Below are 24,208 nucleotides of genomic sequence, written 5' to 3' on the forward strand. Positions count from 1 at the left end.
GGCTTAGACAGGCACCCTGACGGTGAATGTGGTGCCCTCTCCGAGTGCGCTCCGAAGCTGGATGCTTCCGCCGTGTGCTTCGACAATGGCCTTGCTGATGGATAGGCCCAGCCCTACGCCCGGGATGGCAGTGTTCCGCACATTGCCGGTACGGAAGAACTTGGTAAAGACCTCCGCTTGGTCCTTGTCGCTCATGCCCATGCCGGTATCGCTCACCCGGCAGACCAGGTGGGACCCGTCCGAGTCCAGCGACACCACAACGTCACCGCCGTTCGGCGAGTACTTGATGGCGTTGGACACGAGGTTATCCAGTACCTGCGACATGCGGCCGGAATCCACGTGGGCCTCCAGCCGTTCAGGAGCGTCCGCACGGAGCCGCACCTTTGCGGCGGCGGCACGGGGGAGCGCGGCGCTGATGCTGGCCCGGACAAGTTCAGCCACGTTCACAGCCTGCGGGCTGACGATAAGCTGACCGCTTCGGCTTGCCAGCAGGTCCGACACCAGGCCGAGCAGGCGCTCAGCGTTTCGCCGGATGATCATGAGCGCTTCGCGGTGGGGAGCGCGCAGGCCGTCATGGTCGTCCAGCAGCAGTTCCACGTAGCCGAGGATTGAGGTCAGCGGCGTGCGGAACTCGTGGGAAACGTTCGCCACGAAGTCGTCTTTGGCCGCCAGGGCATTAACCAGGTCCGTGACATCGCTGAAGACGATCACCGAGCCGGCGAAGGCGCCGTCCTGGTCCTGCATGGCGCGGGCGCTGGTGGTGATGGCGCGCTGTTCGCTGCCGCTGCCCAGCCACACCAGGTTGTCCGTGAAGCTCTCGCCCATCACGGCGCGACGGACAGGCCGTTGCTCGACCGGGACGGTTGTGGTCCGGTCGGCTTGGAACACCAGGAGCTGGGATTCGTTGGGGTCGTCGTTTCCCGCAGGTGTGGCAAGCCGGTGGTTTTCCCGTTGCTTCCGGTTCATGAGGATGTCGTGCCCGTCCGCGTCCACGGCCAGGACGCCCATGTGCACCGTTTCCAGCACCGAATTGAGCAGTTCCTCCTGCCGCTTGCTCTCTTTGAGGGTGACCCGCAGCTGGGCATCCTTCTCCTCAAGGTCCCGCTGTTGCCGAACCATGCTGAGCGTCAGCACGCTCACGGAAACGCCGATCCCCAGCATCATCACCGGCAGCAGCAGGGAGCGCGCCAGGTCCTGTCCGGTGACGTTGCCGTGAAGGAACAACGGCACCCAGATGATGGAGAGGGGAGCGAGGAAGGAGACCAGCAGGGCGGCGCGGGGGTACAGCCCCGAAGCACACAGCCAGATGACGGGAAAAACCGCCAACAGGCTGATGCCGGTCAGGCCCTCCTGCCCGCCCTCCCTGCCGAGCGCGATCGAGACGAAGTCAAGGAGGGGAATCACAAGGAAGCTGGCGAACGGCAGCCGATGCCAGGGAATGAAGAAACACAGCGCCAGGATCAGGACCTGCGTGGCCAGGAACGCGATGAACAGGGGATTCCCCAATGTCCCCGGGAAGAACAACAGCATGAGGACGGCCGTGAGCGCCACCGTGATGGACAACGGCATCTGACTCAGGGTGACCCGTCCCCGGAGCGAATACTCGTGGAACGGCCGTCGGAAGAAGAGAATCCGGCCGGACTTGATGTCCCAGGCGACGTTGCCGCTCATGGCCGGGTGGTTGTTGAGGTGCGGTTTAATGGACGCATACCCCCACGATATCCGGCGGGCGCTATACTTCTGACGGTATCGAGCGGACTGAGGGGGCTGCGATGAGTGAATCACGTGTGGGTCTGGTAATCGAGGATGACCACGACATCCGTGAGCTGGTGCGCGTGGTGCTGGTCCAGGCCGGCTTCGACGTCCAAGTCGCGAGCAGCGGGGCGGCCGGCGTCGTTGCGGCCAAGGAACTCAACCCGGCAGTCATCACCCTGGACTTGGGCCTTCCGGACATCGACGGCTTTGAAGTGGCGCGCCAGATCAGGGAGTTCTCCGACGCATACATCGTGATGCTGACGGCGCGCGCCGAGGAACTGGATACCCTCATCGGACTGGAATCCGGCGCGGACGACTACCTGACGAAGCCCTTCCGTCCCCGGGAGCTGCGTGCGCGTGTCGCCGCCATGATGCGGCGTCCGCGTTCGACGTCGGACTCTTCCGCTGCCGGCAAGGCACCCGCCGTAGCCGCCGACACCGGCCGGACACTCACGCACAACGGGCTTGAGTTCAGCTACGAGGCGCGGACCGTGAGTGTCGACGGGCGCGAACTGCACCTGACGCGCACCGAATTTGATCTGCTGCACGCACTCCTGGAAGCAGGGCGGATGGTGCGGACCAAATCCGAACTGGTGAGGCGGCTGCGGGACGAACCGTACGACGTCGGGGGTTACATCTCAGAAGCGGACGAACGGTCCGTCGAGGTCCATATGGGAAACCTCCGCAAGAAGCTGGGCGACAGCCCGCAGAACCCGCGCTGGCTGCAGACCGTCCGCGGAGTGGGCTACCGGTTGGCCCCTGCCGAGCGCTGATCCGCGGCTGCGGGCCGGCTTCGGCCTCAGGGCCGGGCCTGCGTCGGCACGGTGAGGATCTCTGCTCCGTCGTCGGTGATTGCGATCGTGTGCTCGCTGTGTGCTGTCCGGCAGCCTGTGGCACTTCGGAGCGTCCACCCGTCGGCGTCAGTGATGAGCCTGGCGGTGTCGGCCATGACCCATGGCTCGAGCGCTAGCAGCAGCCCTGGGCGCAGTTTGTACCCGCGGCCGGGCTGTCCGGTGTTCGCAATGTGCGGGTCCTGATGCATGGTTGATCCGATGCCATGACCTCCGAACTCGGTGTTGATCGGGTACCCCGCCTCGCTGAGGACCGATCCGATGGCATGGGAGATGTCGCCGATGCGAGCCCCGGGTCCGGCAGCTGCTATTCCTGCGCTGAGGGCGCGCTCGGTCGCGTCGATCATCGCGACGCTTTCCGGTGGCCTGGAATCGCCCACGATGAAGCTGATCGCAGAGTCTGCAGCGATTCCGTCTTTGGAGACGGCGAGGTCGAGTGTCAGCAGGTCCCCGTCGGCGAGCCTGTAGTCGTGGGGCAGTCCGTGGAGGACGGCGTCGTTGACGGCCGTGCAGATGTAGTGGCCGAACGGCCCTCGTCCGAAGGACGGCTCGTAGTCGATGTAACAGGACAGTGCTCCGGCCTCAACGATCATGGCCGCTGCCCATCGGTCGATGTCCAGCAGGTTTGTGCCGACGGTGCTCCGGCGCTTCAGTGTGTGCAAGATGTCAGCGACCAGCGCACCTGTCACTTTTGCGCGGGCCAGTTCGGTGCGGTTCAGGATCTCAATCATGCGGCGCCTTTCCTACGCAACCAATAACTATCCCGGCCATATTATCCCGGTATTAGAATTGGAGCCATGGTCAGGTTGCCGCTCACATCCGCTGAAGTCGAACGCGGACAGCGCCTCGGTGCGCTGTTGCGTCGCGCCAGGGGAGAACGCTCGATGCTCGAGACCGCGCTCGATGCGCGTGTCTCACCGGAAACCCTCCGGAAGATCGAATCTGGCCGGGTGGCCACCCCTGCCTTCTCCACCATCGCCGCGATCGCCGATGTCCTCGGGCTCTCCCTTGATACGGTCTGGGCCGAGATCAGCAGGGCCGAAGATGGTGTTGCTCCGGCCGGCTCCGGTCAGAAGGCGCGTGAACGGTTGGCCTCGTAGGGTTCAATCCCACAGTTGCGTTGGGAGCGGCCGGAATTAGGCCGCTGCCGCCGCCGAAAGGCCGGCGACGGTCTGATCCGTGCACGCATCCATACTTTCCAGGAGCGCCAGTTGAAGCCGGGGCGGTTGCTCCGCCACAGTTTCCGGGTGGGACTCCAAGTGCTTCAGGATGGTTTCGAGCTCATCCGCGAGCCTGCCCAGGTAGGCGGCACCCACCATCATGCTGGAAGTCTTTACGCTGAGGACGGCGTCCATGGCCGCGTCCAAGTCCATGGCTTCCACAGCATGTCGGAGCCGGTCCAGCCGCCGCGGCAATTGCTGGATATAGCTGTTGACGAAAACGGCGCAGTACTCGGCATCGGGCTCAAGCTCACAGCGGAGTGTTTCAAGCACGGAGGGGTCAACGTACAGCTGGCTAACGCCATCCTGTCCATCCATTGGACACCCCTTCCCTTGGCGCTGCACTTCCGGGATAAACGGGTGCGGCCACAACCTTGCCTCTTTTACAGTAGGGCTCCGGCGGGCGTGGAACGCGGTTTCCGAAAAAATTTGTGCCAATCTTGATGGGACTCCGCAAACTGCGTTTAGGATCGGGACAAGTGCCTGCCGGCACCGAAGTGACCCGTGGCCAGCGAGGCCACCAGCCGATTGCGGGGACCGCTGTGTTCAGGATCGTGAGAAACGTTGTTACTGGTCTGATCGTGGGGCTGGGTGTCACCCTGGCTGCCGTCCAGCCAGTCCAGGCAGCGCCCGCAACGGCAGCCCAGGTGTACCTCGACCCGACCACCGGACCGGAAGGTTCGGCCGTGACAGTCAGCGGAACAGGGTTCAAGGTTTCCACCACGGGAACCGTGATAATCGGGTCCTCCACCTTCTCTTTCAAGACTGCGGCGTCCGGTGCCTTCAGTACCTCGATCACCATTCCTGCGGCAGCCCCGGGACCGCTGACCATCACGGCCAAGACTTCCTCCATCAAGGCTTCATCCGTTTTCACGGTTACTTCTTCTGCTCCCGCCATCCCTCCCGTCAGCACGGCGGCGCTCCGCTTCGGGGTGGCGACGGCGGGCGGCCCCTTGGCCAGTGACGAATTGGATGAAGTCGCACGGCTTGCGGGGGAGAGCCCGTCGAGTGTGCTTTTCTACAAGGACTTCCTGCAGGCGCCGCCGATCGCCGAGATGAACGCCGTCCGGGCGCGCGGTGCAGTTCCGCTGGTGACCTGGGAGCCGTGGGCATGGGGTGGCGGGCTCACGCAGCCGGCCTATGCCCTGGACCGGATCGCGGCCGGCGACTTCGATGCCTACATTACGCAGTGGGGGCAGGCGCTGGCGTCGTGGGCCCAGCCCGTCCAGTTGAGGTTTGCGCATGAGATGAACGGCAACTGGTACCCGTGGGCCGAGGGCGTGAACGGCAACCAGTCCGGCGACTACGTGCAGGCCTGGCGGCATGTGCACGACGTCGTAGCAGCCACGGGTGCCAGCAACGTGTCCTGGGTGTGGAGCCCGAATGTTCCCTACTTTGGATCCACCGATCTCGCCGGGCTGTTCCCGGGCCCCGGCTACGTGGACAGTGTGGCCCTCGACGGATACAACTGGGGCACCTCGGCCTCGTGGAGCAGTTGGACGTCGCCGCAGGACCTCTTTGCGCCGGGTATAGCCCAGCTCCGGACACTCGCGCCCGGGCTCCCCATCCTGATCGCCGAAACTGCGTCCGCTGAGGCAGGCGGCTCCAAGGCACAGTGGAATACCGATCTGGTGAGCTACCTGGCAGCGCAGCCGGACGTCGTGGGCTTCGTCTGGTTCCACCTGCAGAAGGAAACGGACTGGCGAATCAACAGCAGTGAGGCGTCGGCTACGGCGTTCAGCGCTGCGCTGGCTGCCCGCCGGGCATCGTAGTCAGGCCCGTGTTCAGGCGAGGAATCGCTCCAGCTGTTCCTCCAAGGCGGAGACGTCCTTGAGTTCGCATTCCCAGACGGTGAGCACCTGCCATCCTGTCGCTTCCAGGAGGCGGCGCTGTTCGGCGTCGCGGTTCCTGGTCCGTGTCCGTTTTGTATCCCAGAACTCCGCGTTCGCTTTGGGAGCGTGCTGCCCCGCTTTGCAGTCATGGAAATGCCAAAAGCAGCCATTGACGAAGATGACCTTGTGCCGTCCTGCGAACACCAGATCCGGGTTGCCGGGGAGTTTGCCGCCGCGCGCGCTGCCGTGCAGGCGGTAGCGGTAGCCCTTTGAGTGCAACAGGCTCCGCACCAGCAGTTCCGGCTTGGTGTTCTTGCCCCGGATCCTGGACATGTTCCAGCTTCGCCGTTCGGGAGTCAGCTGGTCAGCCATGGTTTAAGTCTAGGCGGCCGTAAACCCGGCGGCGCCCCGCCGCCGGGCCTGGACGCATTCCCTAGATTTCGCGTTCCGGATGTTCGCCGAACTGGAAGTGCCGTCCGCTGACCGAAACCGGCTCAATCTCAACGTAAAAGTCCTTCAACGTGGGTACCCAGGGCTTGAGGCCGAGTGATTCCGCGGCCGCGATATCAGCGGACTGGTCGAGGACCCGCGCCGTGCCGCGAAGCACCACGGACCAAGCCTCGTCAGACATGATGCCGTCCGTCTCAAAGAGGACTTTGGCGTTGATGGTCAGCTCAGCAAGCTTGTTGCCCGGAGCTGTCCGGAGGTAGAGCTTCCGTGCGCTCACGGCGTAGTTGACCGGGAAGATATCCGGTTCGCCGGCCACGGTCACTACCAGCCGGCCGTGCTTGGTGCCCTCAATGAGCTTCCACGACTGGTCATCGTCAAGGTTGAGAATGGGGTTGCCGTCTGCGTGTGTGAACATCATGAGCATATTGTTCAGGCAGAGGCAGGCAATGGCCAGTGCCTTAAGGACGCATTCTCATTTCGGTGGTGCCGTGACGGGAACATTCAGCTGTCCACCCGAGCGGAGTCACCTGGACTTTCATGCGGCGCCGGCAGGCGGCGCAGTAGCGGGGCGGTTCCAGCGCGAGACGCTCGCCGCAACGGCCGTGAACGCCCGACGTCGGGGCGTCACTGCCGTCGTCGGGCTCCCCGCAGTGACCACAAAAGTCACCGGTGGTTGAGGTGGTCGGAACCCCGTTCATAGTGTCTTCTGGAGTTCTTTGATGGGCATGTTCAGTTCGACGAGGAGGCTGAGGTCTGCGGTGGCGGGGCGGCCAAGGGTGGTGAGGTAGTTGCCGACGATGACGGCGTTGATCCCGCCGAGGAGGCCTTCGCGGGTGCCGAGGTCCCCGAGGGTCAGTTCCCTTCCGCCGGCATAGCGCAGGACGGTGCGGGGCATGGCGAGGCGGAACGCGGCGATGGCGCGGAGGGCGTCTTTGCCGTCCATGATTCCTTGGTTTTCGAGCGGGGTCCCGGGCCGGGGGTTGAGGAAGTTCAGTGGGACTTCGTGGGGTTCGAGGGCTGCGAGCTGGGCGGCGAGTTCGGCGCGCTGTTCCAGGGTTTCGCCCATGCCGATGAGGGCGCCGCAGCAGAGTTCCATGCCAGCGGCTTTGACCATGTTGCAGGTCTCGAGGCGTTCTTCGTAGCTGTGGGTGGTGACGACTTCGGGGAAGTAGCTGCGGGCGGTTTCGAGGTTGTGGTTGTAGCGGTGCACGCCCCATTCGGCGAGCTGGTCCACCTGGCGCTGGGTGAGCATGCCCAGGGAGCAGGCGATGTTGATGTCCACGGCTTCGTTGATGCGGTCGATCGCGAACTTGATCTGGTTCATGAGCTTGATGTCGGGGCCGCGGACGGCGGCGACGATGCAGAACTCGGTGGCCCCGGTGGCGGCGGTTTCCTTCGCGGCCCTGACCAGTTCCGGGATGTCGAGCCAGACGCCTCTTACCGGGCTGTCAAAGAGGCCGGACTGGCTGCAGAAGTGGCAGTCCTCGGGGCAGCCGCCGGTCTTGATGGAGATGATGCCTTCCACTTCGACGTCCTCGCCGCAGTGCTTCAGGCGTACCTCGTGGGCCAGCTGCAGGGCGGCGGGAAGTGCTTCGTCCGGGAGGCGGAGGAATTCCTCGAGCTGCGCCTGCGTCAGGCCGACGCCGTTTTCGAGGACCTGTTGGCGGGCGGTTTCAAGGATTTCGGAGCTGGCCTCTTTTGATGTTTCACGGCTGGTTTCGTTGCTTGTTTGATCGCGTGTTTCGTCGCTTGTTCCGCCACCGGCGGGGACATTTGCCTGGATCGTCATTGATGGTCCTTTTCGCGGGATCGTCTGGTCTTTAACGACGCTAGTTTGGCTTTCGACTGGTGTTTTTGTGGGGAGTCAACAAACAGCGGGCGTGGTGCTTGGGACGCCAAATTGCCTTGTGACGGAGTCGGTGTGACTTTTCTGGTTGGCGTCCTGAGTGGTAGACCGGAGAAAGCACCTGTGGATAACTTTGAGCATCAAAGTGTGACCTCAGTTACCCTTTAACCACCGCCCGGAGTTGTTGCGGGCGGCCCGGACGTCTTGAAACTATCGGGGGAATAGCTGCCCATGACATCTCGTACTTCGCCTTTCGCACGGTTGCGCTATTCGGCCGCTGCTGTTGTCGCCGCCTCTGCTCTGATGCTCACCGCGTGCAATGGGGACGCCACTCCGCCGGGAAATGACAGCACTTCAGCGTCGGCGTCTGCATCAGAGTCGGCTACTGCCACGCCGAGTCCCACGCCGACCCCAAGCGCCGCGTACAAGCCGGCAGATGCGAAGGGCAAAGCGCAAAACGTTCCTGTCCCGGTGTTGCCTGAGGCCGCGAAAGCGGAGACGAAGGAGGGGCTCCTAGCCTTTTCGGGCCACTGGTTCGAACTGCTGAACTATGCCTACGAAACCGGGGATGTTTCTGGCGTGGAAATGTTGACGTCCCCAACATGTGAGCTTTGCTCGAATATCACCGGTTCACTTACAAAGAACTACGCAGGCGACAGGTGGCTCGCGGGTGGAAAGCTGATAACGCCATCGGTCACAACCACTTTTGAACCCGAGCCGGACGGTTCGTACCAAGTATTAGTCCAAGTTCAGCAGGCAGCTATTTCCTACTTCGCCCCGGGGGGTAGCGAATTCAGATCGCCCACGCCTCCCTCCGACACGGGGAATGTGTTGTTGGTGGAATTCAAGAACGGCGGTTGGTATCTCAACGGACTACATCCGATTCGATGAAGAGTCACATCCTTCGGAGAAGCCAGTCGGTATTAGTAGTTGCCATCCTCTGCGCCCTGGTTACGGGATCTTATGTCCCTGCGGCTGCGACCGAGGGTGATAGTGGAGTTGACTCGGGCTTCGGGAATCACGGCGTGGAAGTCGATGCGTGGACTGTGGATCCATCCACGGGAAAAGTTGGTCCTCGGGAGCCCGGTGCCCCCGATTCGGACCCCAATCAGTACAAATACGAACTCCAATGTCATCTGGGCGGTGCCGATTTCGATACGCCGTGTTTGGCGAGGCAGTTGGAGTGCAAGAACGGCCCCGATGGCAAAGACGGAATCCCGGTGGTGTGGCTGAAGGCGCCTAAGGGGATTTCGAACCCGGTGTGGACGTTCCACTCCGGACCGACGTGCCTGTTCGATCCAAAGCCGGAGGACCTGCTTCCCCGCATTGCGGCCATGATCCAGAGCGAGTTCCAGAAACTGCCCGTGGCTGCAGGGACCATTACAGCCCAGCCGAGTCCGCACACCCTCCGCGGAGCTGAAACTAACTTCTTCGCTGACTCGGCGGAACAGCAGTTCGACGTCACCATCCTGGCCCAGAAGGTCCACGTTGTAGCGACTCCGGTCCAATACACCTGGAACTACGGCGACGGAACAACGTTCGGACCACAGCCCTCGGCAGGCGGGCCGCTGCCGCAGGACCGGTGGGGTGAAAAGACCCGCACCAGCCATGTCTACACGCAGACCGGCGACTTCCAGGTGGTGCTCACCACCCACTTCCAAGGAACGTACTCCGTCAACAATGGACCGCCGTTGCCTATCCCGGGCCAAGGTCAGTTCAGTTCACCACCGCAGACCATCAGTGTCTGGCGCTCTATCACCCGCAACTACGCTGACGACTGCATCAAGAACCCGCAAGGCCAAGGCTGCCCGGGCGCGGCACCGCCAGCCCCGTAAGCCAACACCAGAGCCACACCCCACACCCCCAGCCCCGTCAGGACTGCAATTCCCGGTCGACCCGTTCCATCCGCGCCCGGACCAGTTGAAAGCGCGGATCGCCCGGTCCGATCAGGCTCGCCATCGCAGCGGCCGCTTCGACATCTGACGCACCCATGTCGCTCGCACACCACCGCATGATGAGTTGGGCGTCCCCGCTGGAGCGGACCGAGGCCCCCATGGCTTCATTGAGTTCGTCCCGCATCAGCTCCACGGATAAGTTCGCCGAACGGTTGAGCAGCTTCGCGGGATAAGCGGCCAGCGCGTCCGCCACCCGTCCGCCCCGCAGATGGTCGGCGACCACGGCCACGTCGGTGACCACCCGGACGGCCGACGAGAAACGGTAGGGGTTGGGTTCCACCACGTTGCCCAGGACACCGCGGATGCGATGCATCTCGGTCCTGATCGCCGTCGCGGCGCCGTCCTCGCCGTGCAGCCTGTACGCCAATTCATCGGCGCTCCATCCCTGGGTCCTGGATGCCAGCAGCGCCAGGATCTCTGCACGGCGCAGCGTCAGCGGAAGACGAGCACCGCCGTCGACCTCGGCGCTCGGTTTGTCACCCAATAACTTCAGCGTCAGCGTGGAACGAAGCGCATCGGTCCTTCGAGGCGCACCGGCAGACTTCAACAGCTCCTCCGCCAGCCGCACGCCGCAGCGCACCATGCGCAGGCTGTCCGGTGTTACCGATTCGAAGGGGCCGGAAACATCGAGCACCCCGACGACTTCTCCCGTGAACGGATCGCGGATGGGGGCCGCGGTGCAGGCCCAGTCGTGATGCGTGCGCACCAGGTGTTCGGCAGAGAACAGCTGAGCAGGTGCGCCGGTCACGAGGGCCTCGCTGATGGCGTTGGTCCCAACTCCGGATTCAGACCAGTCGGCGCCCTCCACAAACTCCAAGGAATCGGCCAGCCGCAGCGCTTGCCGGCTGCCCACCCGCCACAGCACTTCACCCTGTTGGTCAGTGACGATCAGCAGGTGGCGGCCAGCGGCGGACTCGTCGGCCAGCAACTGGGACAAGGCCGGGATCACTGTGGCCAGGCGGTGCCCGGCGCTGAGCGACCGCGCCTCGGACACTTCGTGCCGGTGGACCGGCCTGTGCTGATCAGGGTCGATGCCCAGCGCTAGCGACCGCTGCCAGGACCTTATGATGGCCGGTGAAATCGAGGGGTCGGGGCTGCCTGAAATCGTGGCTTCGTGGGCTTTGCGCAGCGTGCGCGCGTACTCCGCCGGTGCGGAAAATCTCAAGTCGCGAAGATGCGTGAAAGCACCGGTGCCGGTCCGCATCCGCCATCTCCCAACTCGTCATCGAATCGTTCCCGGGCCGCGCGCTGACGGCTTGTCGCCGGAAGCTTCTCCCCAGGAGGGCGCCGTGTCACTCGATTGTAACCCCCGGCGTCTTTTACTTGTGATGCGGGTCACGGACGGTCATCGCGAGGCGAACCGGGAGCGGCCCACCGTAGCAACGAGAAGAGGAATCATGCCTGAGACACCAAACGGCATCGTGGAGGCCTGGCTGGCGCAGTTCGAAGAGGCGCTGCGCAGCAAGGACACCAATGCCGCACTGCAGCTATTCGAAGACGAACCCTACTGGCGCGACTTCGTATCCTTCACCTGGAACCTCAAGACGCTCGAGGGCAAGGACGCCATCAAGCGCATGCTGGACGCGACGCTCAGCGATGTTCAACCCGACAACTGGACCCTCGCCGAGGATGCCACCGGCGACGCTGCGAACACCGAGGCCTGGGTGGACTTCGAAACCGCCCAAGCCCGAGGCTATGCCCACCTGCGCCTCCGCAACGGCAAATGCTGGACGCTGCTCACCACCATGAAGGAACTCAAGGGATTCGAAGAGAAAAAGGGCCCCAACCGGGAGAAGGGCGTAGCCCACGAGATTAGTAAGGGCCGCAAGTCGTGGCTGGAACTCAAGGAGGAACAGGAAGCCCGCCTGGGATACCAGGACCAGCCCTACACAGTGATTATCGGCGGCGGGCAGGGCGGAATCGGACTGGGTGCGCGGCTGCGGCGGCTCGGGGTCCCCACGATCATCATCGAGAAGAACGAGAAGCCCGGTGACTCGTGGCGGAACCGCTACAAGTCACTCCACCTTCACGATCCCGTCTGGTACGACCACCTGCCATACATGAAGTTCCCCGACGACTGGCCCGTCTTCGCCGCCAAGGACAAGATCGGTGACTGGCTGGAACACTACACGCGGATTATGGAGCTCAATTACTGGTCCAAGACAGAGTGCACCAACGCCCGCTTCGATGAAGCGTCCCAGGAGTGGATCGTGCAGGTAATGCGCGACGGCGAACCTGTCACCTTGCGGCCCAAGCAGCTCGTTTTCGCACTGGGCGTCTCAGGCTACCCAAGCGTTCCAGCGTTCGACGGCGCCGAGTCCTTTTTGGGGGAGCAGTACCACTCGTCCAAGCACCCGGGCGGCGGTGACTGGACAGGTAAGAAGGCTGTGGTGATCGGGTCCAACAACTCGGCCCACGATATCTGCGCCGATCTTTGGGAACACGGAGCGGAAGTCACCATGGTCCAGCGGTCTTCCACGCACATAGCCCGGAGCGAGTCGCTCATGGACCTGGCGCTCGGGGATCTCTACTCCGAGAAGGCCCTGGCCAACGGTGTCACCACCGAGAAGGCCGACCTCTTGTTCGCCTCCCTGCCGTACCGGATCCTGCCGGAGGCTCAAATCCCCGTCTACGAAGAAATGGCCAGGCGCGATGCCGGGTTCTACTCCCAGCTTGAGGCCGCAGGATTTGAACTGGACTTCGGGGTGGACGGTTCAGGCCTGTTCCTCAAGTACCTGAGGCGCGGTTCCGGCTACTACATCGACGTCGGTGCCTCCCAGCTGATCATTGACGGACGGGTCAAGCTCGCCAACGGCCAGGTCGCAAAGATCACCGGCAACGCGGTGGTCATGGACAGCGGAGCCGAGCTGGAGGCCGATGTCATCATCTATGCCACCGGCTACGGGTCCATGAACGGCTGGCTGGCCGACCTGGTCTCGCCTGAGGTGGCGGACGCCGTCGGCAAATGCTGGGGCTTCGGCTCGGACACGCCCAAGGATCCGGGACCGTGGGAGGGGGAGCTGCGGAACATGTGGAAGCCCACGAACGTGGAGAACCTCTGGATTCACGGCGGCAACCTGCACCAGAGCCGTCACTACTCCAACTACCTTGCCCTGCAGCTCAAGGCCCGCATGGAGGGACTGCCCACGCCGGTCTACGAGCTCCAGCCCACCCACCACAAGCGCTGACCAGGATGGCCGTGACAATCACACTCCCGCGCACCACACTGGGGTGACGGCCACCTGCTGTGACACTCCAACGACATGCCGTGGATGCGCCCGACCGGGTGCATCCACGGCCCGTAAGCGAAGGAAAAAAACCATGAAAGCAGCACGATTCCACGCCCGCGAGGATCTTCGGATCGAAGACATTCCGGAGCCGGAGCTGCGCCCGGGTGCCGTGAAGATTGCAATCGCCTGGTGCGGGATCTGCGGCACGGACCTCCACGAATTCCTGGAAGGGCCCATCTTTACCCCGCCGCCCGGACAGCCCCACACGCTGTCACATGAGGAGGCCCCGGTCACCCTGGGACACGAGTTCTCTGGCACTGTTGAGGAAGTGGGCGAGGGCGTTACCGGGCTCTCCGTCGGCGACAGCGTGGTGGTAGAGCCCTACTTTGTCTGTGACGAATGCGGTCCGTGCCAGGCCGGCAACTACAACCTGTGCACCAAGCTGGGTTTCGTCGGGCTGGCCGGCGGCGGAGGAGGGCTCAGCGAAAAGATCGTGGTCGACTCACGCTGGGTCCATCCCGTTGGTGACATTCCACTCGACGAAGCCGCGCTCATCGAACCGCTCGCTGTGGCCTATCACGCCGTCGGCCGGAGCGACGTGAAAGCCGGGGACGTCGCCGTCGTCGGCGGTGCGGGTCCCATAGGACTGCTCACGGCCGCAGTCCTGAAAGGGCTGGGCGTCACCACCGTGGTGACTGAACTGTCCGCCGCGCGCAAGGAGAAAGCCACGTCTTCCGGCGTCGCGGACCATGTCCTCGACCCCAGCGCAGTCGACGTCAAGGCGCGGGTGCTGGAACTGACCGGGGGAGCAGGTGCGGACGCCGCGTTCGAATGTGCCGGAGTGAACGCCGTCCTGGACACGATGCTCGACGTCGTCAAGCCCGCCGGAGTAGTGGTCAACGTGTCCATCTGGGGACGCCCGGCCACCGTGGACATGCAGAAGATCGTCCTCAAGGAAATCGACCTTCGCGGAACGATCGCCTACCGCAGGGACCACGCGGCCGCCATCAAGCTTGTCCAGGAAGGCAAAGTGGACCTCAAACCATTCATCACGGGACGGATCGCCCTGGATGACCTTGTGGACAAGGGATTCGACACCCTGATCCACCACAACGACACGGCGGTGAAGATCATCGTGCATCCGTAGTGATCCGGGTCTCAACCGGAATAGTTGCATGCGCCTCGCAGTTGGCACCAGTGGACCCCATCCGCTGTGAAAGGAATCGCGCATGCTGTTTTCCCCGTTGACCCTCGGTGAGCTTGAACTGCCCAACCGCCTGATCATGGCCCCGCTGACCCGTCTGCGCTCAGGCGAGGCGGGGGTACCTGCGCCTGTCGTTGTGGAGCACTACCGCCAGCGCGCGTCGCTTGGCTTGATCGTCAGCGAGGGCACATACCCCAGCCCTGCCGGACGCTCGTACCCCGGGCAGCCCGGCATTGTCACCCCGGAACAGGTTGCCGGCTGGAAGAAGGTGACGGACGCCGTTCATGCCGAAGGGGGCCGGATCTTTGCCCAGATCATGCACGGCGGCCGGGTTTCGCACGAGGACATTAACGGCGGCCGCCCGGTGGTCGCGCCCAGCGCCATCGCCGTGGAGGCCGAGACCCGCACCTACAAGGGCAAGCAGGCGCACCCCGTCCCGCATGCCCTGACCACCGACGAACTGCCCGGCGTCCGCCAGGAAATTGTCCAGGGATCGCTGAACGCGATCGAGGCAGGGTTCGACGGCGTGGAGCTGCACTCCGCCAACGGGTACCTGCTGCACGAATTCCTCGCGCCGTCGTCGAACCAGCGCGAGGACATGTACGGCGGCTCACCGGAGAACCGGGCGCGCTTCGTCATCGAGGTTGTGAAGGCTGTGGTTGAGGCCGTCGGCGCGGACCGCGTGGGCATCCGGATCTCACCCGCACACAACGTCCAGGGCGCTCTCGAAACGGACGCCGCAGATGTCCGCGAAACTTATGGCCTGCTCGTGGATGCGATCGCGCCGCTGAACCTGGCCTATTTGAGCATCCTGCACAATGAACCCACCAGCGAGCTGGTCCAGGAGCTGCGTGCGCGTTTCAACGGCACCTTCCTCGTCAACACCGGGTTTGGCGTCATCACCACCCGTGAGGAAGCCATCTCGCTGGTGGCCGACGGCCACGCAGACGCCGTTGTGGTGGGCCGTCCGGCCATCGCCAACCCGGACCTCGTCCGTCGCTGGCGCGAAGACCTGCCGGTCAACGAACCGAACCAGGCAACGTTCTATGCCGACGGCGCAGAGGGCTACACGGACTACCCGTTCTACGAGGAGTCGCAGAACTAGCACTTCCACTTCTGTATTTGGAGCCCCTCGAGCTCCGCAGGCAGGCGGGCGCAACTCGATTGCGCCCGCCTGTTGTGCGTTTAACCGGCAGTGCTCCGGGCTCCGGTCCGTGGCGGCCAAACCACGATTGTGACCGGGCAAATCCGCCGCTGGCTGCCAACCCTATAGGATCTGATCATGCAGCGTCCGTCCCAGATCAACAGTCCCGGCAGCCGCAGGGGCAAGCCTGTGAGCCGCCAGGTGCTGGCCGACCACGTCTATGAGGAACTGCTGGAATCGCTGATGGATGGCCGGCTCGAACCGGGTGCCACCGTCAGCATCGACGGCACGGCCCGGGACCTGGACGTTTCTCCCACACCGGTCCGCGAAGCTCTTGCCCGGCTGGAACACACGGGCATGGTCCGCCGGGTGGCGCTCAAGGGTTACCGGGTGGCGCCGGTGTTCACCCGCGAAGACTTCGCCGAACTCATGGAAGCCCGCCTCGCCATAGAGCCGGTGAATGCCCGACTTGCCTGCGGCCGGCTTACTCCGGAGCGCCTCGCCCAGCTGGAAGAGGCGGTGACCGACTTGAAGACCGCGCCGCGGGGACCCTCATTCGCAGAATACCGCGACTACCTTGAAGCCGACGAACGTTTCCACCGGCTCATCGCCGAGCAAACCGGAAACCAGTTCATGGTGGCAGCCTATGCCGCCCTGGGCGGCCAGGTTCAGCGCTTCCGGCTGTTCGGCGGCGTGGGCATCACGGATGCGGAGAACGCCATCGCGGAACACGAGGCCGTCCTGGATGCGATGGCCTCGGGCGACCCTGAAACCGCTGCCGCGGCCATGGCCGAGCACGTCAGGAGAGTCCGCGGCCGCGCCATCGCCGACGCACCGGAAAGCTAAGCCCGCCCCACCGAAGTGACTGGCAGTTAACGTCGTGACGGCGCCTTTTCACGACGTCTACCGCTAGCTAGTTGGGCTACCACCACCCCGAGTGTGATCTTGACAACTCTCCATGGATAGTAGATCCTATAGGAAACAGGATTCGCACAAAGGAGTGAACACCATGGCCTACACAGCCGAGAACTGGCCCATTACTGCGGCCCTGCTTCAGTTCCCGGGCACCGACGCCCAGGGAACCCACATCAACGACGCCGACGCCGCGGCTTGGGCCGAGGTCCTCACCGAGGTCAAGGAAGCCGGTTTCGCACATGCTGACCTCACGGACAGCTGGGTCCGCCCCGGCGACCTCAGCACAGAGCGCCTCGCCGAATTCAAACAGACTGCAGCCAACGTAGGCATCGGCATCCCTGTCATCTCCGCGATCCGCCGCAGCGTCATCGAAGAACGCAACTGGGAAGCCAACCTGGCCTACAGCCACCGCACCATCGACGCCGCCGCCGAACTGGGATGCGAAGTCGTCTCCTTCGGCCTCCACCAGGCCATCACGGCCGAACAGCAGAAACAGCTCTGGTTCTGGACGGTCGAAGGCTACAAAGACCCGTCGGGAGACAAAGAAGTCTGGGGCAACGCCGTCGCCCGTCTCCGCGAGCTCGGCCGGCACGCAGCCGAAGTCGGCGTCCTGCTCTCGCTCGAAATGTACGAGGACACCTACCTGGGCACCGCGGATTCCTCCGTGCAGCTCGTCCAGGACATCGGCCTCTCAAACGTTGGCCTCAACCCGGACCTCGGCAACCTGATCCGGCTGCACCGTCCCATCGAGGACTGGCGCGAGATGGTGGCCAAGACCCTGCCGTACTCCAACTACTGGCACATGAAGAACTACATCCGGGACGAGGACACGGCCCGCGACATGTATGTCACCATGCCGGCACCGATGGAAAGCGGCCTCATCAACTACCGCGAGGCCTTCAAGCTCGCACTGTCCGTAGGTTTTCAGGGCATTCTCTGCACCGAGCACTACGGCGGCGACGGCCTCAGCGTGACGGCCAGCAACCAGGACTACCTCCGCCGCCACGTCCTCCCCAAGACTGACGGCTACGCACTCGGGCAGAGCCAGGTGGCGCAGGGGAGGCAGCTGCCCGCCGCCTCGGAACTCAGCAGCGTCTGATCCACGGCGCTTGGTGCGGCCGGCATGCATTCGGGGGCGGCCGCACCATTTCAGACCCCGGCTTTACTTCTCCAACACGGATTCGATGAGGAAACCATGACCCAGATCTTCGACAACCCCGCTGATTTCGCGGATGAGGCACTGGACGGCTTTGTGGCAGCCAACCGCGGGTACGTCGCCCGGGTGGACGGCGGCGTGGTCCGCTCCACCGAGGTGCCCGCCGGCCAAGTGGCCCTGGTGGTGGGCGGCGGATCCGGCCACTACCCGGCCTTCGCAGGGCTCGTGGGACCGGGCCTCGCCACGGGCTCCGCCTGTGGCAACATGTTCGCTTCCCCGGCAGCCGGCCAGGTCTACCGGGTGGCCAAGGCCGCCAACGCGGGCGGCGGCGTGCTGCTGAGCTACGGCAACTACGCCGGCGACGTGCTCCACTTCGGCCAGGCCCAGCTGCGGCTTAACGCCGAGGGCATCGAAACCCGCACCGTCCTGGTCACGGACGACATCGCCAGCGCTCCGCTGGACCAGATCGAGAAGCGCCGCGGCATTGCCGGGGACCTGACGGTCTTCAAGATTGCCGGTGCCGCGGCGGAAGCAGGACTGGACCTCGACGCCGTCGAACGTTTGGCCATCCGGACCAACTACCGCACCCGTTCCCTGGGCGTGGCATTTGACGGCTGCACGCTGCCGGGAGCGGACGCGCCGCTGTTCCACGTGCCCGCCGGGCAGATGTCGCTGGGCCTCGGCATCCACGGCGAGCCGGGCATCTCCGAACACCCCATGCCCACCGCCTCCGAACTCGCCGAACTGCTGGTCTCCAGGCTCCTGGAGGACAAGCCCGACGACGCCGGGAACCGTGTGGTGGCCATCGTCAACGGCCTGGGCACGGTCAAGTACGACGAGCTGTTCCTGCTTTTCGGGAAGATCGAAAAGCTCCTCACCGCCGCCGGCCTGACGGTGGTGGAACCGGAATGCGGCGAGCTGGTCACCAGCCTGGACATGTCCGGGCTCTCCCTGACGCTGCTGTGGCTGGACGACGAACTGGAGCAGTTCTGGGCAGCTCCGGCCGATACCCCCGCCTTCCGCAAGGGCAACCTGGCTCCGCGGGCCCGACGTGAGCTGGCCGGACCGGAAGACGCCGTGGCCGGTGAAGCGGAGAACACGACGGCGGCAGCAGCTGAGTTGGGCCGGCTGGCCGCCGCCGTGCTCGCCCAGGTGCAGGGCGTCGTCGTCGAGCATGAAGAGGAACTGGGGAACCTGGACGCCATCGCGGGCGACGGCGACCACGGTATCGGCATGCGCCGTGGCGTGGACGCAGCAGCAGCAGCGGCAGCAGAGGAAACCTCGGCATCCGGGGCGTCAGCGGAACGTGTCCTCACGGCCGCGGGCGAAGCATGGAGCGAACGTGCAGGCGGAACCTCCGGGGCGCTGTGGGGATCCGCCGTGATCGCCGCCGGGCTGGCCCTCGGCAACAAGGACTCCTATGGCGGGGAGGACGCGGCGGCTGCCGTCACCGCCTTCGTGGACGCCATCACCGAACTTGGCAAGGCGGAACCGGGGGACAAGACGATGGTGGACGCGCTGCTGCCCTTCCGGGACACCTTCCTCACCGCGTTCGACGGCGGCACCCCGGTACGCGCGGCGCTCGCCTCAGCAGCGGCTGCTGCGCAGGAGGCCGCTGAGGCCACCGCGTCGCTCCGGCCTCTCAAGGGCAGGGCGCGGCCGCTCGCGGAAAAGAGCCTGGGCCATCCCGATCCCGGCGCGGTGTCCTTTGGACTGATCGCCGCCCGGATCTCGAACTATCTCGATTCTGAACTGACGGGTTCACCACTGACGGGTTCACCACTGACAGATTCACCACTTACGGATTCACCGCTGGCCGCCTCCGCGGCCGGAAATGGAGCACAATCATGAGCGCAGACCAGAGCACTGCAGGATGGCGCATTGTCATCGGCAACGATGAAGCGGGCGTCGAATACAAGGAAGCGCTGAAGGCGCTGCTCGAAGCGGACAGCCGCGTCGCGTCCGTGGTGGATGTGGGAGTCGGCGCCAACGACTCGACCGCATACCCGCACGTCGCCGTTGACGCCGCCCGCAAAGTGGCCGAAGGCGAGGCAGACCGCGCCCTGCTGATCTGCGGCACCGGGCTGGGCGTGGCCATCGCGGCCAACAAGGTCCCCGGGATCCGCGCCGTCACCGCCCACGACGGCTACTCCGTGGAACGCTCGGTCCTGAGCAACAACGCCCAGGTCCTCACCATGGGCCAGCGCGTGATCGGCCTGGAACTGGCCAAGAAACTGGTGGGCGAATGGCTCGACTACCGTTTCGACGAGACCTCATCCTCCGCCGCCAAGGTGGACGCTATCTGCTCCTACGAGCCCGACTACACGAAGGCAGTCTGATCATGACCGAAACAGCAAGCACCCCCACCACCGCAGCCGCCGGCACGGCCAACAGCGCCCGGAAGATCGCCGTCGTCGGCTCCGGCTACATGGGCGGCGGGATCGCCCAGGTCCTGGCGCTCGGCGGTGCCCGCGTGGCACTGGCGGATGTGTCCGCCGAAGTGGCGCAGAGCAACTACGACCGCCTCCTCGCCGAATCGGACCAGTTTGTGGCCGACGGACTGTTCCCGGCCGGTTCCACAGAGATCCTGAAGCAGAACCTCTGGGCAGCCAGGGACATCGAGGAGGCCGTGGCTGACGCGGACTTCATCGAGGAGGCCGTCCCCGAAATCATCGCGATCAAGCACCAGACGCTGGCCCGCATCAGCGCAGCGGCCAGGCCGGACGCCATCATCGGTTCCAACACCTCCACCATCTCCATCGCCGATCTGTCCGAACCGGTTACCAACCCGGAACGGTTCCTCGGCGTGCACTTCTCGAACCCGTCACCGTTCATCCCCGGCGTGGAGATCATCCCTCACGCCGGCACCTCCGCAACCACGGTGGGCGCAGTCCGCGACCTGGTGCACGCTGCCGGCAAGCAGACCGCCGTCGTCAAGGACGTCACCGGCTTTGTACTCAACCGCCTGCAGTACGCGCTCTTCCATGAAGCAGCGCAGCTGGTGGAGCAGGGCATCGCGACTGCGGACGACGTGGACACGCTGGTCCGCACCACCTTTGGCTTCCGGCTGCCGTTCTTCGGCCCGTTTGCCATTGCGGACATGGCCGGGCTGGACGTCTACAACTTCTGCTACAAGTCGCTCCAGACCGACTTCCCGGAGCGGTTCGCCACCCCCAAGATCCTCACGGACCTGGTGGAGGCCGGGAAGCTGGGCACCAAGACCGGCGCCGGCTTCCTCAACGTTCCGGCGGAACGCACCCCCGAGCTGATCGCCTACCGCAACAAGGCCTACGTGGCCATGCAGCAGCTTCTCGAAGACCTCGGCCCCGCCCCGATCCACTAGGCCGTTCCAGAAGCCGAGCAACAAGAACGAGCCCTGTCGCCGGCACCATCGCCGGGCAGGAGCTTTCCATCCGCCCTTCAGCCAGGAGCAAGCATGAGCATTTTCCCCGCAGAACGCACAGCAATCGTCACCGGAGCCGTCTCCGAGCGCGGCATCGGCCGGGCCACCGTCAACTACCTCGCCGCGCAGGGCTGGAACATCGGCATCATCGACCTGGACGACGCCCTGTGCAAGGCCGCAGCGAAGGAACTGGCCGCCCAGTATGGTGTCCGGGCCTTCGGGGTTGGAGCCAACGTTGCCGATGAAACTTCCGTCCGCAATGCAATCGACGAGATCGAAGCAGAGCTGCCGCAGATCGTGGCCCTAGCCAACGTGGCCGGCGTCAGTTCACCGGTGCCGTACCTGGAGCTGGACGCTGCCGAGTGGGACCGCGTGCTGAACATCAACCTCAACGGCGTCCATTACGCCACCCGCCGCGTGGCCGAATCCATGGTCAAGAACCGGATCGGGCGCATCGTCAACATCTCCTCCGTTTCCGCACAGCGGGGCGGCGGCACGTTCTCCAAAACGCCGTACTCGGTGGCAAAGGCCGGCGTGATCGGGCTGACCCGCTCCACCGCCCGCGAACTGGGGGAGTACGACATCACCGTCAACGCCATCTCCCCGGGCCCCATCGACACCGACATCATGGGCGGCACGCTCAGCCAGGAACGCAAGGACGAACTCACCAAGGACCTTGTGGTCAACCGGGTCGGATCGACACGCGACATCGCAGCAGCCATCGCCTTCCTCATCAGCGAGGACGCCGGATACATCTCCGGCCAGACGCTGAATGTGGATGGCGGACTTTACATGCACTAGGGAAGGCCACCCATGGCACAGCACAAACCGGCGACGGGGCTTAGGTCCTGGAGCCGCGGACGACAGATCTACCTAGCAGTGGGCATCCTGGCCTGCATCGCCGGGATCATGATCATCGCCTTCTCCCGCTAGGACCCGAAGTACCAAGCTTCGTTCGCAACTGATTTACTCAAAGAGGAGTTTTGATGTCCTTAACAGCAACTTCAACCAAGGAGCTCCTGGATTCGCCGGTCCTTAAGTCCGCGATTTCCAAGGCCTCGTTCCGGCTGATGCCGATGCTGGTCATCCTGTATGTGGTGGCTTTCCTGGACCGCACCAACGTTGGCTTCGCTGAAGCAGCGCTCGGAGTGGACCGCGGAGTCACCGCCGGGGCCTACGCCCTGGGCGCCGGCATCTTCTTCATCGGCTACGCACTGTTCGAAATCCCCAGCAACCTGCTCCTGACCAAGTTCGGCGCCAAGGTGTGGCTGGCCCGCATCGCCATCACCTGGGGCATCGTCTCCGCGTGCTTCGCCTTCGTCCAGGGCGAGACCTCGTTCATCATCCTGCGCTTCCTGCTGGGTGTCACCGAGGCCGGCCTGTTCCCGGGCGTCATCATGTTCCTCGCCGCGTGGTTCCCCAACAAGGTCCGCGTCAAGATGTTCGCCATCTTCTACCTCGCCCAGCCGTTCTCCCAGATGATGGGCGCACCGCTGTCCGGCTGGCTGATCAACATCGGCGACCAGGTTCCCGGCGTGGCCGGCTGGCAGGTCATGTTCTTCGTCGAAGGCATGCTCGCAGTCCTGGCCGGCGTTGCCGCGTACTTCTTCCTGATCAACAGCCCGCAGGACGCTAAGTTCCTGAACCCCGGCGAAAAGAAGGCGCTGCTGGACGTCATGGCGCTGGAGGACACCGTCAAGGAAGAAACCGGCCCCCGTGGTGTGCTCGCCGCCATGAAGAACCGCAAGGTCTGGTACTTCACGGTCATCTACTTCTGTCTCCAGGTGGCGGTATACGGCGTGACGTTCTACCTGCCGCAGCAGGTTGCGCAGCTGACCGGCCAGAAAGTCGGCTTCGCCGTGGGCCTGCTGGCGGCCATCCCGTGGTTCTTCGGCATCTTCGCCTGCTACTTCATCGGCAAGGCAGCCAACACCATCGTCCGCCGCCGGGTGTGGGGCACGGGGCTGTTCATCTCCACCGGGCTTTGCATCTTCGGCTCGGCGTGGGCCGGCGCCAACCATATCCCGGCATTGGGCATCATCTTCATCACCCTGGCGGTGTGCAGCTTCCTGTCGATCGGGCCCATCGCGTGGTCCTACCCGACGGCGTTCCTCACCGGAACGGCCGCCGCGGCGGGCATTGGCCTGATCAACTCGCTGGGCAACCTGGGCGGCTTCGTGGCCCCGATCCTGCGCACCACGGTCAACCAGGTCACGGCGTCCGACACCGGAACCATGGGCGTCTACGCCCTCGGCGTCCTGCCTTTCCTGGCGGCCGCGATGATGTTCGCGACCAAGAGGTTCCAGAACAAGGCGGACGAACTTCTCGAGAAGTAAATCCGGATTCTGTCGCCAGCAGAAAATACACCAGCAAGAAAGCAACACAGATGCAGCACGCTTCAGCCAGCCACGCCACGGACACCGTCAATGACAGCGTTATTGACTGTGTCAGTGACTCCGTCATCTATGTCGGCGTCAGCACCAAGATGTACCTGGGGTACCGGGACACCCGGGACTGGCTGGAGCGCCTGCGGCACGAAGTGGACTCCCGTCCGGCCCTCGCGGCCGGGCGGGTTGTCCCGTTTGTGATCCCGTCCTTCCCGGTGCTGCCGGCGGCCGCCGCTCTTCTTACGGGTTCGCCAATGCTGCTCGGCGCGCAGAACTGCGGCTGGGCCGAGGGCCCGTGGACCGGCGAGGTGGCCCCGTCCATGCTCGCCGAGCTCGGTGTGCGTCTGGTGGAGATCGGCCACGCCGAACGCCGCGCGCACCTCGGCGAAACCGATTCCATGGTGGCGCTCAAGGTCCGGGCCGCGGACGACGCCGGGCTGACGCCCCTGCTGTGCGTCGGCGAGGCCTCCGTGGGGGACGCGTCCGACGCCGACGCCGCCATTGCTGCCCGGAACGCCGCAGCCTTTGTACAAGGGCAGATCGAGGCTGCCGTTGGGGGCGACTGGGAACTGGCCTCGCGCCTCATCATCGCTTACGAGCCTGTCTGGGCCATCGGCGCCGCCGAACCGGCGGATCCCGGTTATGTGTCCGACGTCGTCAATCACCTCCGCGGCCTGCTCGCCGGGCACGGGTTGCGGGAGCTTCCGGTCATCTACGGCGGCTCAGCCAAGCCGGGTCTGCTGCCCGAATTGGGCGGCGTTTCCGGTTTGTTCCTGGGCCGCTTCGCACACGACGCCGGGAACTTCGGCGCGGTTCTGGACGAGGCGTTGGCTGGGTGATGCACTGGCTGGGGGAGACAC

At 64.5% G+C, this 24,208-nt stretch carries 23 protein-coding genes; 16 read left to right on the forward strand and 7 right to left on the reverse strand.

Annotated elements, in window-relative coordinates; all coding sequences use genetic code 11:
• Positions 1–3: 3 nt before the first annotated feature.
• Positions 4–1,671, reverse strand: a complete 1,668-nt coding sequence (locus JOE41_RS15420) for an ATP-binding protein (RefSeq protein WP_209752841.1) — start codon at positions 1,669–1,671, stop codon at positions 4–6.
• A gap of 101 nt (positions 1,672–1,772) precedes the next feature.
• On the opposite strand from JOE41_RS15420, the gene JOE41_RS15425 reads away from it, so the two are divergent.
• Positions 1,773–2,528: a response regulator transcription factor gene (locus JOE41_RS15425; protein WP_209752842.1), complete on the forward strand. Its 756-nt coding sequence runs from the start codon at positions 1,773–1,775 to the stop codon at positions 2,526–2,528.
• Between the two features lie 26 nt (positions 2,529–2,554).
• Here JOE41_RS15425 and map read toward each other — a convergent pair whose 3' ends face one another.
• Entirely contained in the window at positions 2,555–3,337 is a 783-nt protein-coding gene (gene map, locus JOE41_RS15430) for a type I methionyl aminopeptidase (RefSeq protein ID WP_011690733.1), read from the reverse strand.
• A gap of 66 nt (positions 3,338–3,403) precedes the next feature.
• Between map and JOE41_RS15435 the strand changes: the two genes are divergently transcribed.
• Complete coding sequence (locus tag JOE41_RS15435) at positions 3,404–3,706, forward strand: helix-turn-helix domain-containing protein (RefSeq protein WP_209752843.1); 303 nt, start codon at positions 3,404–3,406, stop codon at positions 3,704–3,706.
• Positions 3,707–3,742: 36 nt separating this feature from the next.
• On the opposite strand, the gene JOE41_RS15440 is transcribed toward JOE41_RS15435, so the two are convergent.
• Positions 3,743–4,144: an Hpt domain-containing protein gene (locus tag JOE41_RS15440; protein ID WP_011690735.1), complete on the reverse strand. Its 402-nt coding sequence runs from the start codon at positions 4,142–4,144 to the stop codon at positions 3,743–3,745.
• 125 nt (positions 4,145–4,269) lie between these two features.
• Between JOE41_RS15440 and JOE41_RS15445 the strand changes: the two genes are divergently transcribed.
• A complete protein-coding gene (locus JOE41_RS15445; protein ID WP_245201166.1) occupies positions 4,270–5,598 on the forward strand; it encodes a glycosyl hydrolase in 1,329 nt (442 codons plus the stop codon).
• A gap of 12 nt (positions 5,599–5,610) precedes the next feature.
• Here the strand turns inward: JOE41_RS15445 and JOE41_RS15450 are convergent, their stop codons facing one another.
• The 3 genes from JOE41_RS15450 to bioB all read right to left on the reverse strand — a co-directional run bounded on the left by JOE41_RS15450 (position 5,611) and on the right by bioB (position 7,897).
• On the reverse strand, positions 5,611–6,030 hold the full coding sequence (locus JOE41_RS15450) for a very short patch repair endonuclease (RefSeq protein WP_011690737.1): 420 nt from the start codon (positions 6,028–6,030) through the stop codon (positions 5,611–5,613).
• Positions 6,031–6,091: 61 nt separating this feature from the next.
• Positions 6,092–6,526, reverse strand: coding sequence for a pyridoxamine 5'-phosphate oxidase family protein (locus tag JOE41_RS15455; RefSeq protein ID WP_043430355.1), 435 nt, complete (start codon positions 6,524–6,526; stop codon positions 6,092–6,094).
• A gap of 276 nt (positions 6,527–6,802) precedes the next feature.
• Complete coding sequence (bioB, locus tag JOE41_RS15460; RefSeq protein WP_209752844.1) at positions 6,803–7,897, reverse strand: biotin synthase BioB; 1,095 nt, start codon at positions 7,895–7,897, stop codon at positions 6,803–6,805.
• 288 nt (positions 7,898–8,185) lie between these two features.
• Here bioB and JOE41_RS15465 point away from each other — a divergent pair, with 288 nt between their 5' ends.
• Positions 8,186–8,845 (forward strand): DUF6318 family protein, encoded by a 660-nt coding sequence (locus JOE41_RS15465; RefSeq protein ID WP_209752845.1) that lies wholly within the window; start codon positions 8,186–8,188, stop codon positions 8,843–8,845.
• Positions 8,846–9,120: 275 nt separating this feature from the next.
• Entirely contained in the window at positions 9,121–9,789 is a 669-nt protein-coding gene (locus JOE41_RS15470) for a PKD domain-containing protein (protein WP_245200727.1), read from the forward strand.
• Positions 9,790–9,826: 37 nt separating this feature from the next.
• Here the strand turns inward: JOE41_RS15470 and JOE41_RS15475 are convergent, their stop codons facing one another.
• Positions 9,827–11,113, reverse strand: a complete 1,287-nt coding sequence (locus tag JOE41_RS15475; protein ID WP_209752847.1) for a helix-turn-helix domain-containing protein — start codon at positions 11,111–11,113, stop codon at positions 9,827–9,829.
• 193 nt (positions 11,114–11,306) lie between these two features.
• Between JOE41_RS15475 and JOE41_RS15480 the strand changes: the two genes are divergently transcribed.
• The 11 genes from JOE41_RS15480 (at position 11,307) to JOE41_RS15530 (ending at position 24,187) form a co-directional block, all read left to right on the forward strand.
• Positions 11,307–13,097: an NAD(P)/FAD-dependent oxidoreductase gene (locus tag JOE41_RS15480; RefSeq protein WP_209752848.1), complete on the forward strand. Its 1,791-nt coding sequence runs from the start codon at positions 11,307–11,309 to the stop codon at positions 13,095–13,097.
• A 133-nt stretch (positions 13,098–13,230) separates the two neighbouring features.
• Entirely contained in the window at positions 13,231–14,286 is a 1,056-nt protein-coding gene (locus JOE41_RS15485) for a 2,3-butanediol dehydrogenase (protein WP_209752849.1), read from the forward strand.
• A gap of 82 nt (positions 14,287–14,368) precedes the next feature.
• Positions 14,369–15,448: an alkene reductase gene (locus JOE41_RS15490; RefSeq protein ID WP_209752850.1), complete on the forward strand. Its 1,080-nt coding sequence runs from the start codon at positions 14,369–14,371 to the stop codon at positions 15,446–15,448.
• Positions 15,449–15,625: 177 nt separating this feature from the next.
• Complete coding sequence (locus JOE41_RS15495; RefSeq protein WP_209752851.1) at positions 15,626–16,333, forward strand: GntR family transcriptional regulator; 708 nt, start codon at positions 15,626–15,628, stop codon at positions 16,331–16,333.
• Between the two features lie 163 nt (positions 16,334–16,496).
• Complete coding sequence (locus JOE41_RS15500) at positions 16,497–17,501, forward strand: sugar phosphate isomerase/epimerase (RefSeq protein ID WP_011690748.1); 1,005 nt, start codon at positions 16,497–16,499, stop codon at positions 17,499–17,501.
• Between the two features lie 96 nt (positions 17,502–17,597).
• The gene (gene dhaL / locus JOE41_RS15505) at positions 17,598–19,409 is read left to right on the forward strand and encodes a dihydroxyacetone kinase subunit DhaL (RefSeq protein ID WP_245200728.1); all 1,812 of its coding nucleotides are present in this window, start codon (positions 17,598–17,600) and stop codon (positions 19,407–19,409) included.
• Positions 19,406–19,897, forward strand: coding sequence for a ribose-5-phosphate isomerase (locus tag JOE41_RS15510; protein ID WP_011690750.1), 492 nt, complete (start codon positions 19,406–19,408; stop codon positions 19,895–19,897). Before dhaL ends, JOE41_RS15510 begins: the two co-directional genes overlap by 4 nt.
• A gap of 2 nt (positions 19,898–19,899) precedes the next feature.
• On the forward strand, positions 19,900–20,901 hold the full coding sequence (locus tag JOE41_RS15515; RefSeq protein WP_209752853.1) for a 3-hydroxyacyl-CoA dehydrogenase family protein: 1,002 nt from the start codon (positions 19,900–19,902) through the stop codon (positions 20,899–20,901).
• Positions 20,902–20,994: 93 nt separating this feature from the next.
• The gene (locus JOE41_RS15520) at positions 20,995–21,762 is read left to right on the forward strand and encodes an SDR family NAD(P)-dependent oxidoreductase (protein ID WP_209752854.1); all 768 of its coding nucleotides are present in this window, start codon (positions 20,995–20,997) and stop codon (positions 21,760–21,762) included.
• A 185-nt stretch (positions 21,763–21,947) separates the two neighbouring features.
• Entirely contained in the window at positions 21,948–23,297 is a 1,350-nt protein-coding gene (locus JOE41_RS15525; RefSeq protein WP_011690753.1) for an MFS transporter, read from the forward strand.
• Positions 23,298–23,347: 50 nt separating this feature from the next.
• Positions 23,348–24,187 (forward strand): triose-phosphate isomerase family protein, encoded by an 840-nt coding sequence (locus tag JOE41_RS15530; protein ID WP_209752855.1) that lies wholly within the window; start codon positions 23,348–23,350, stop codon positions 24,185–24,187.
• Positions 24,188–24,208: the final 21 nt, after the last annotated feature.

This window comes from Arthrobacter sp. PvP103 (genome assembly GCF_017833075.1).
Lineage (GTDB): Bacteria > Actinomycetota > Actinomycetes > Actinomycetales > Micrococcaceae > Arthrobacter.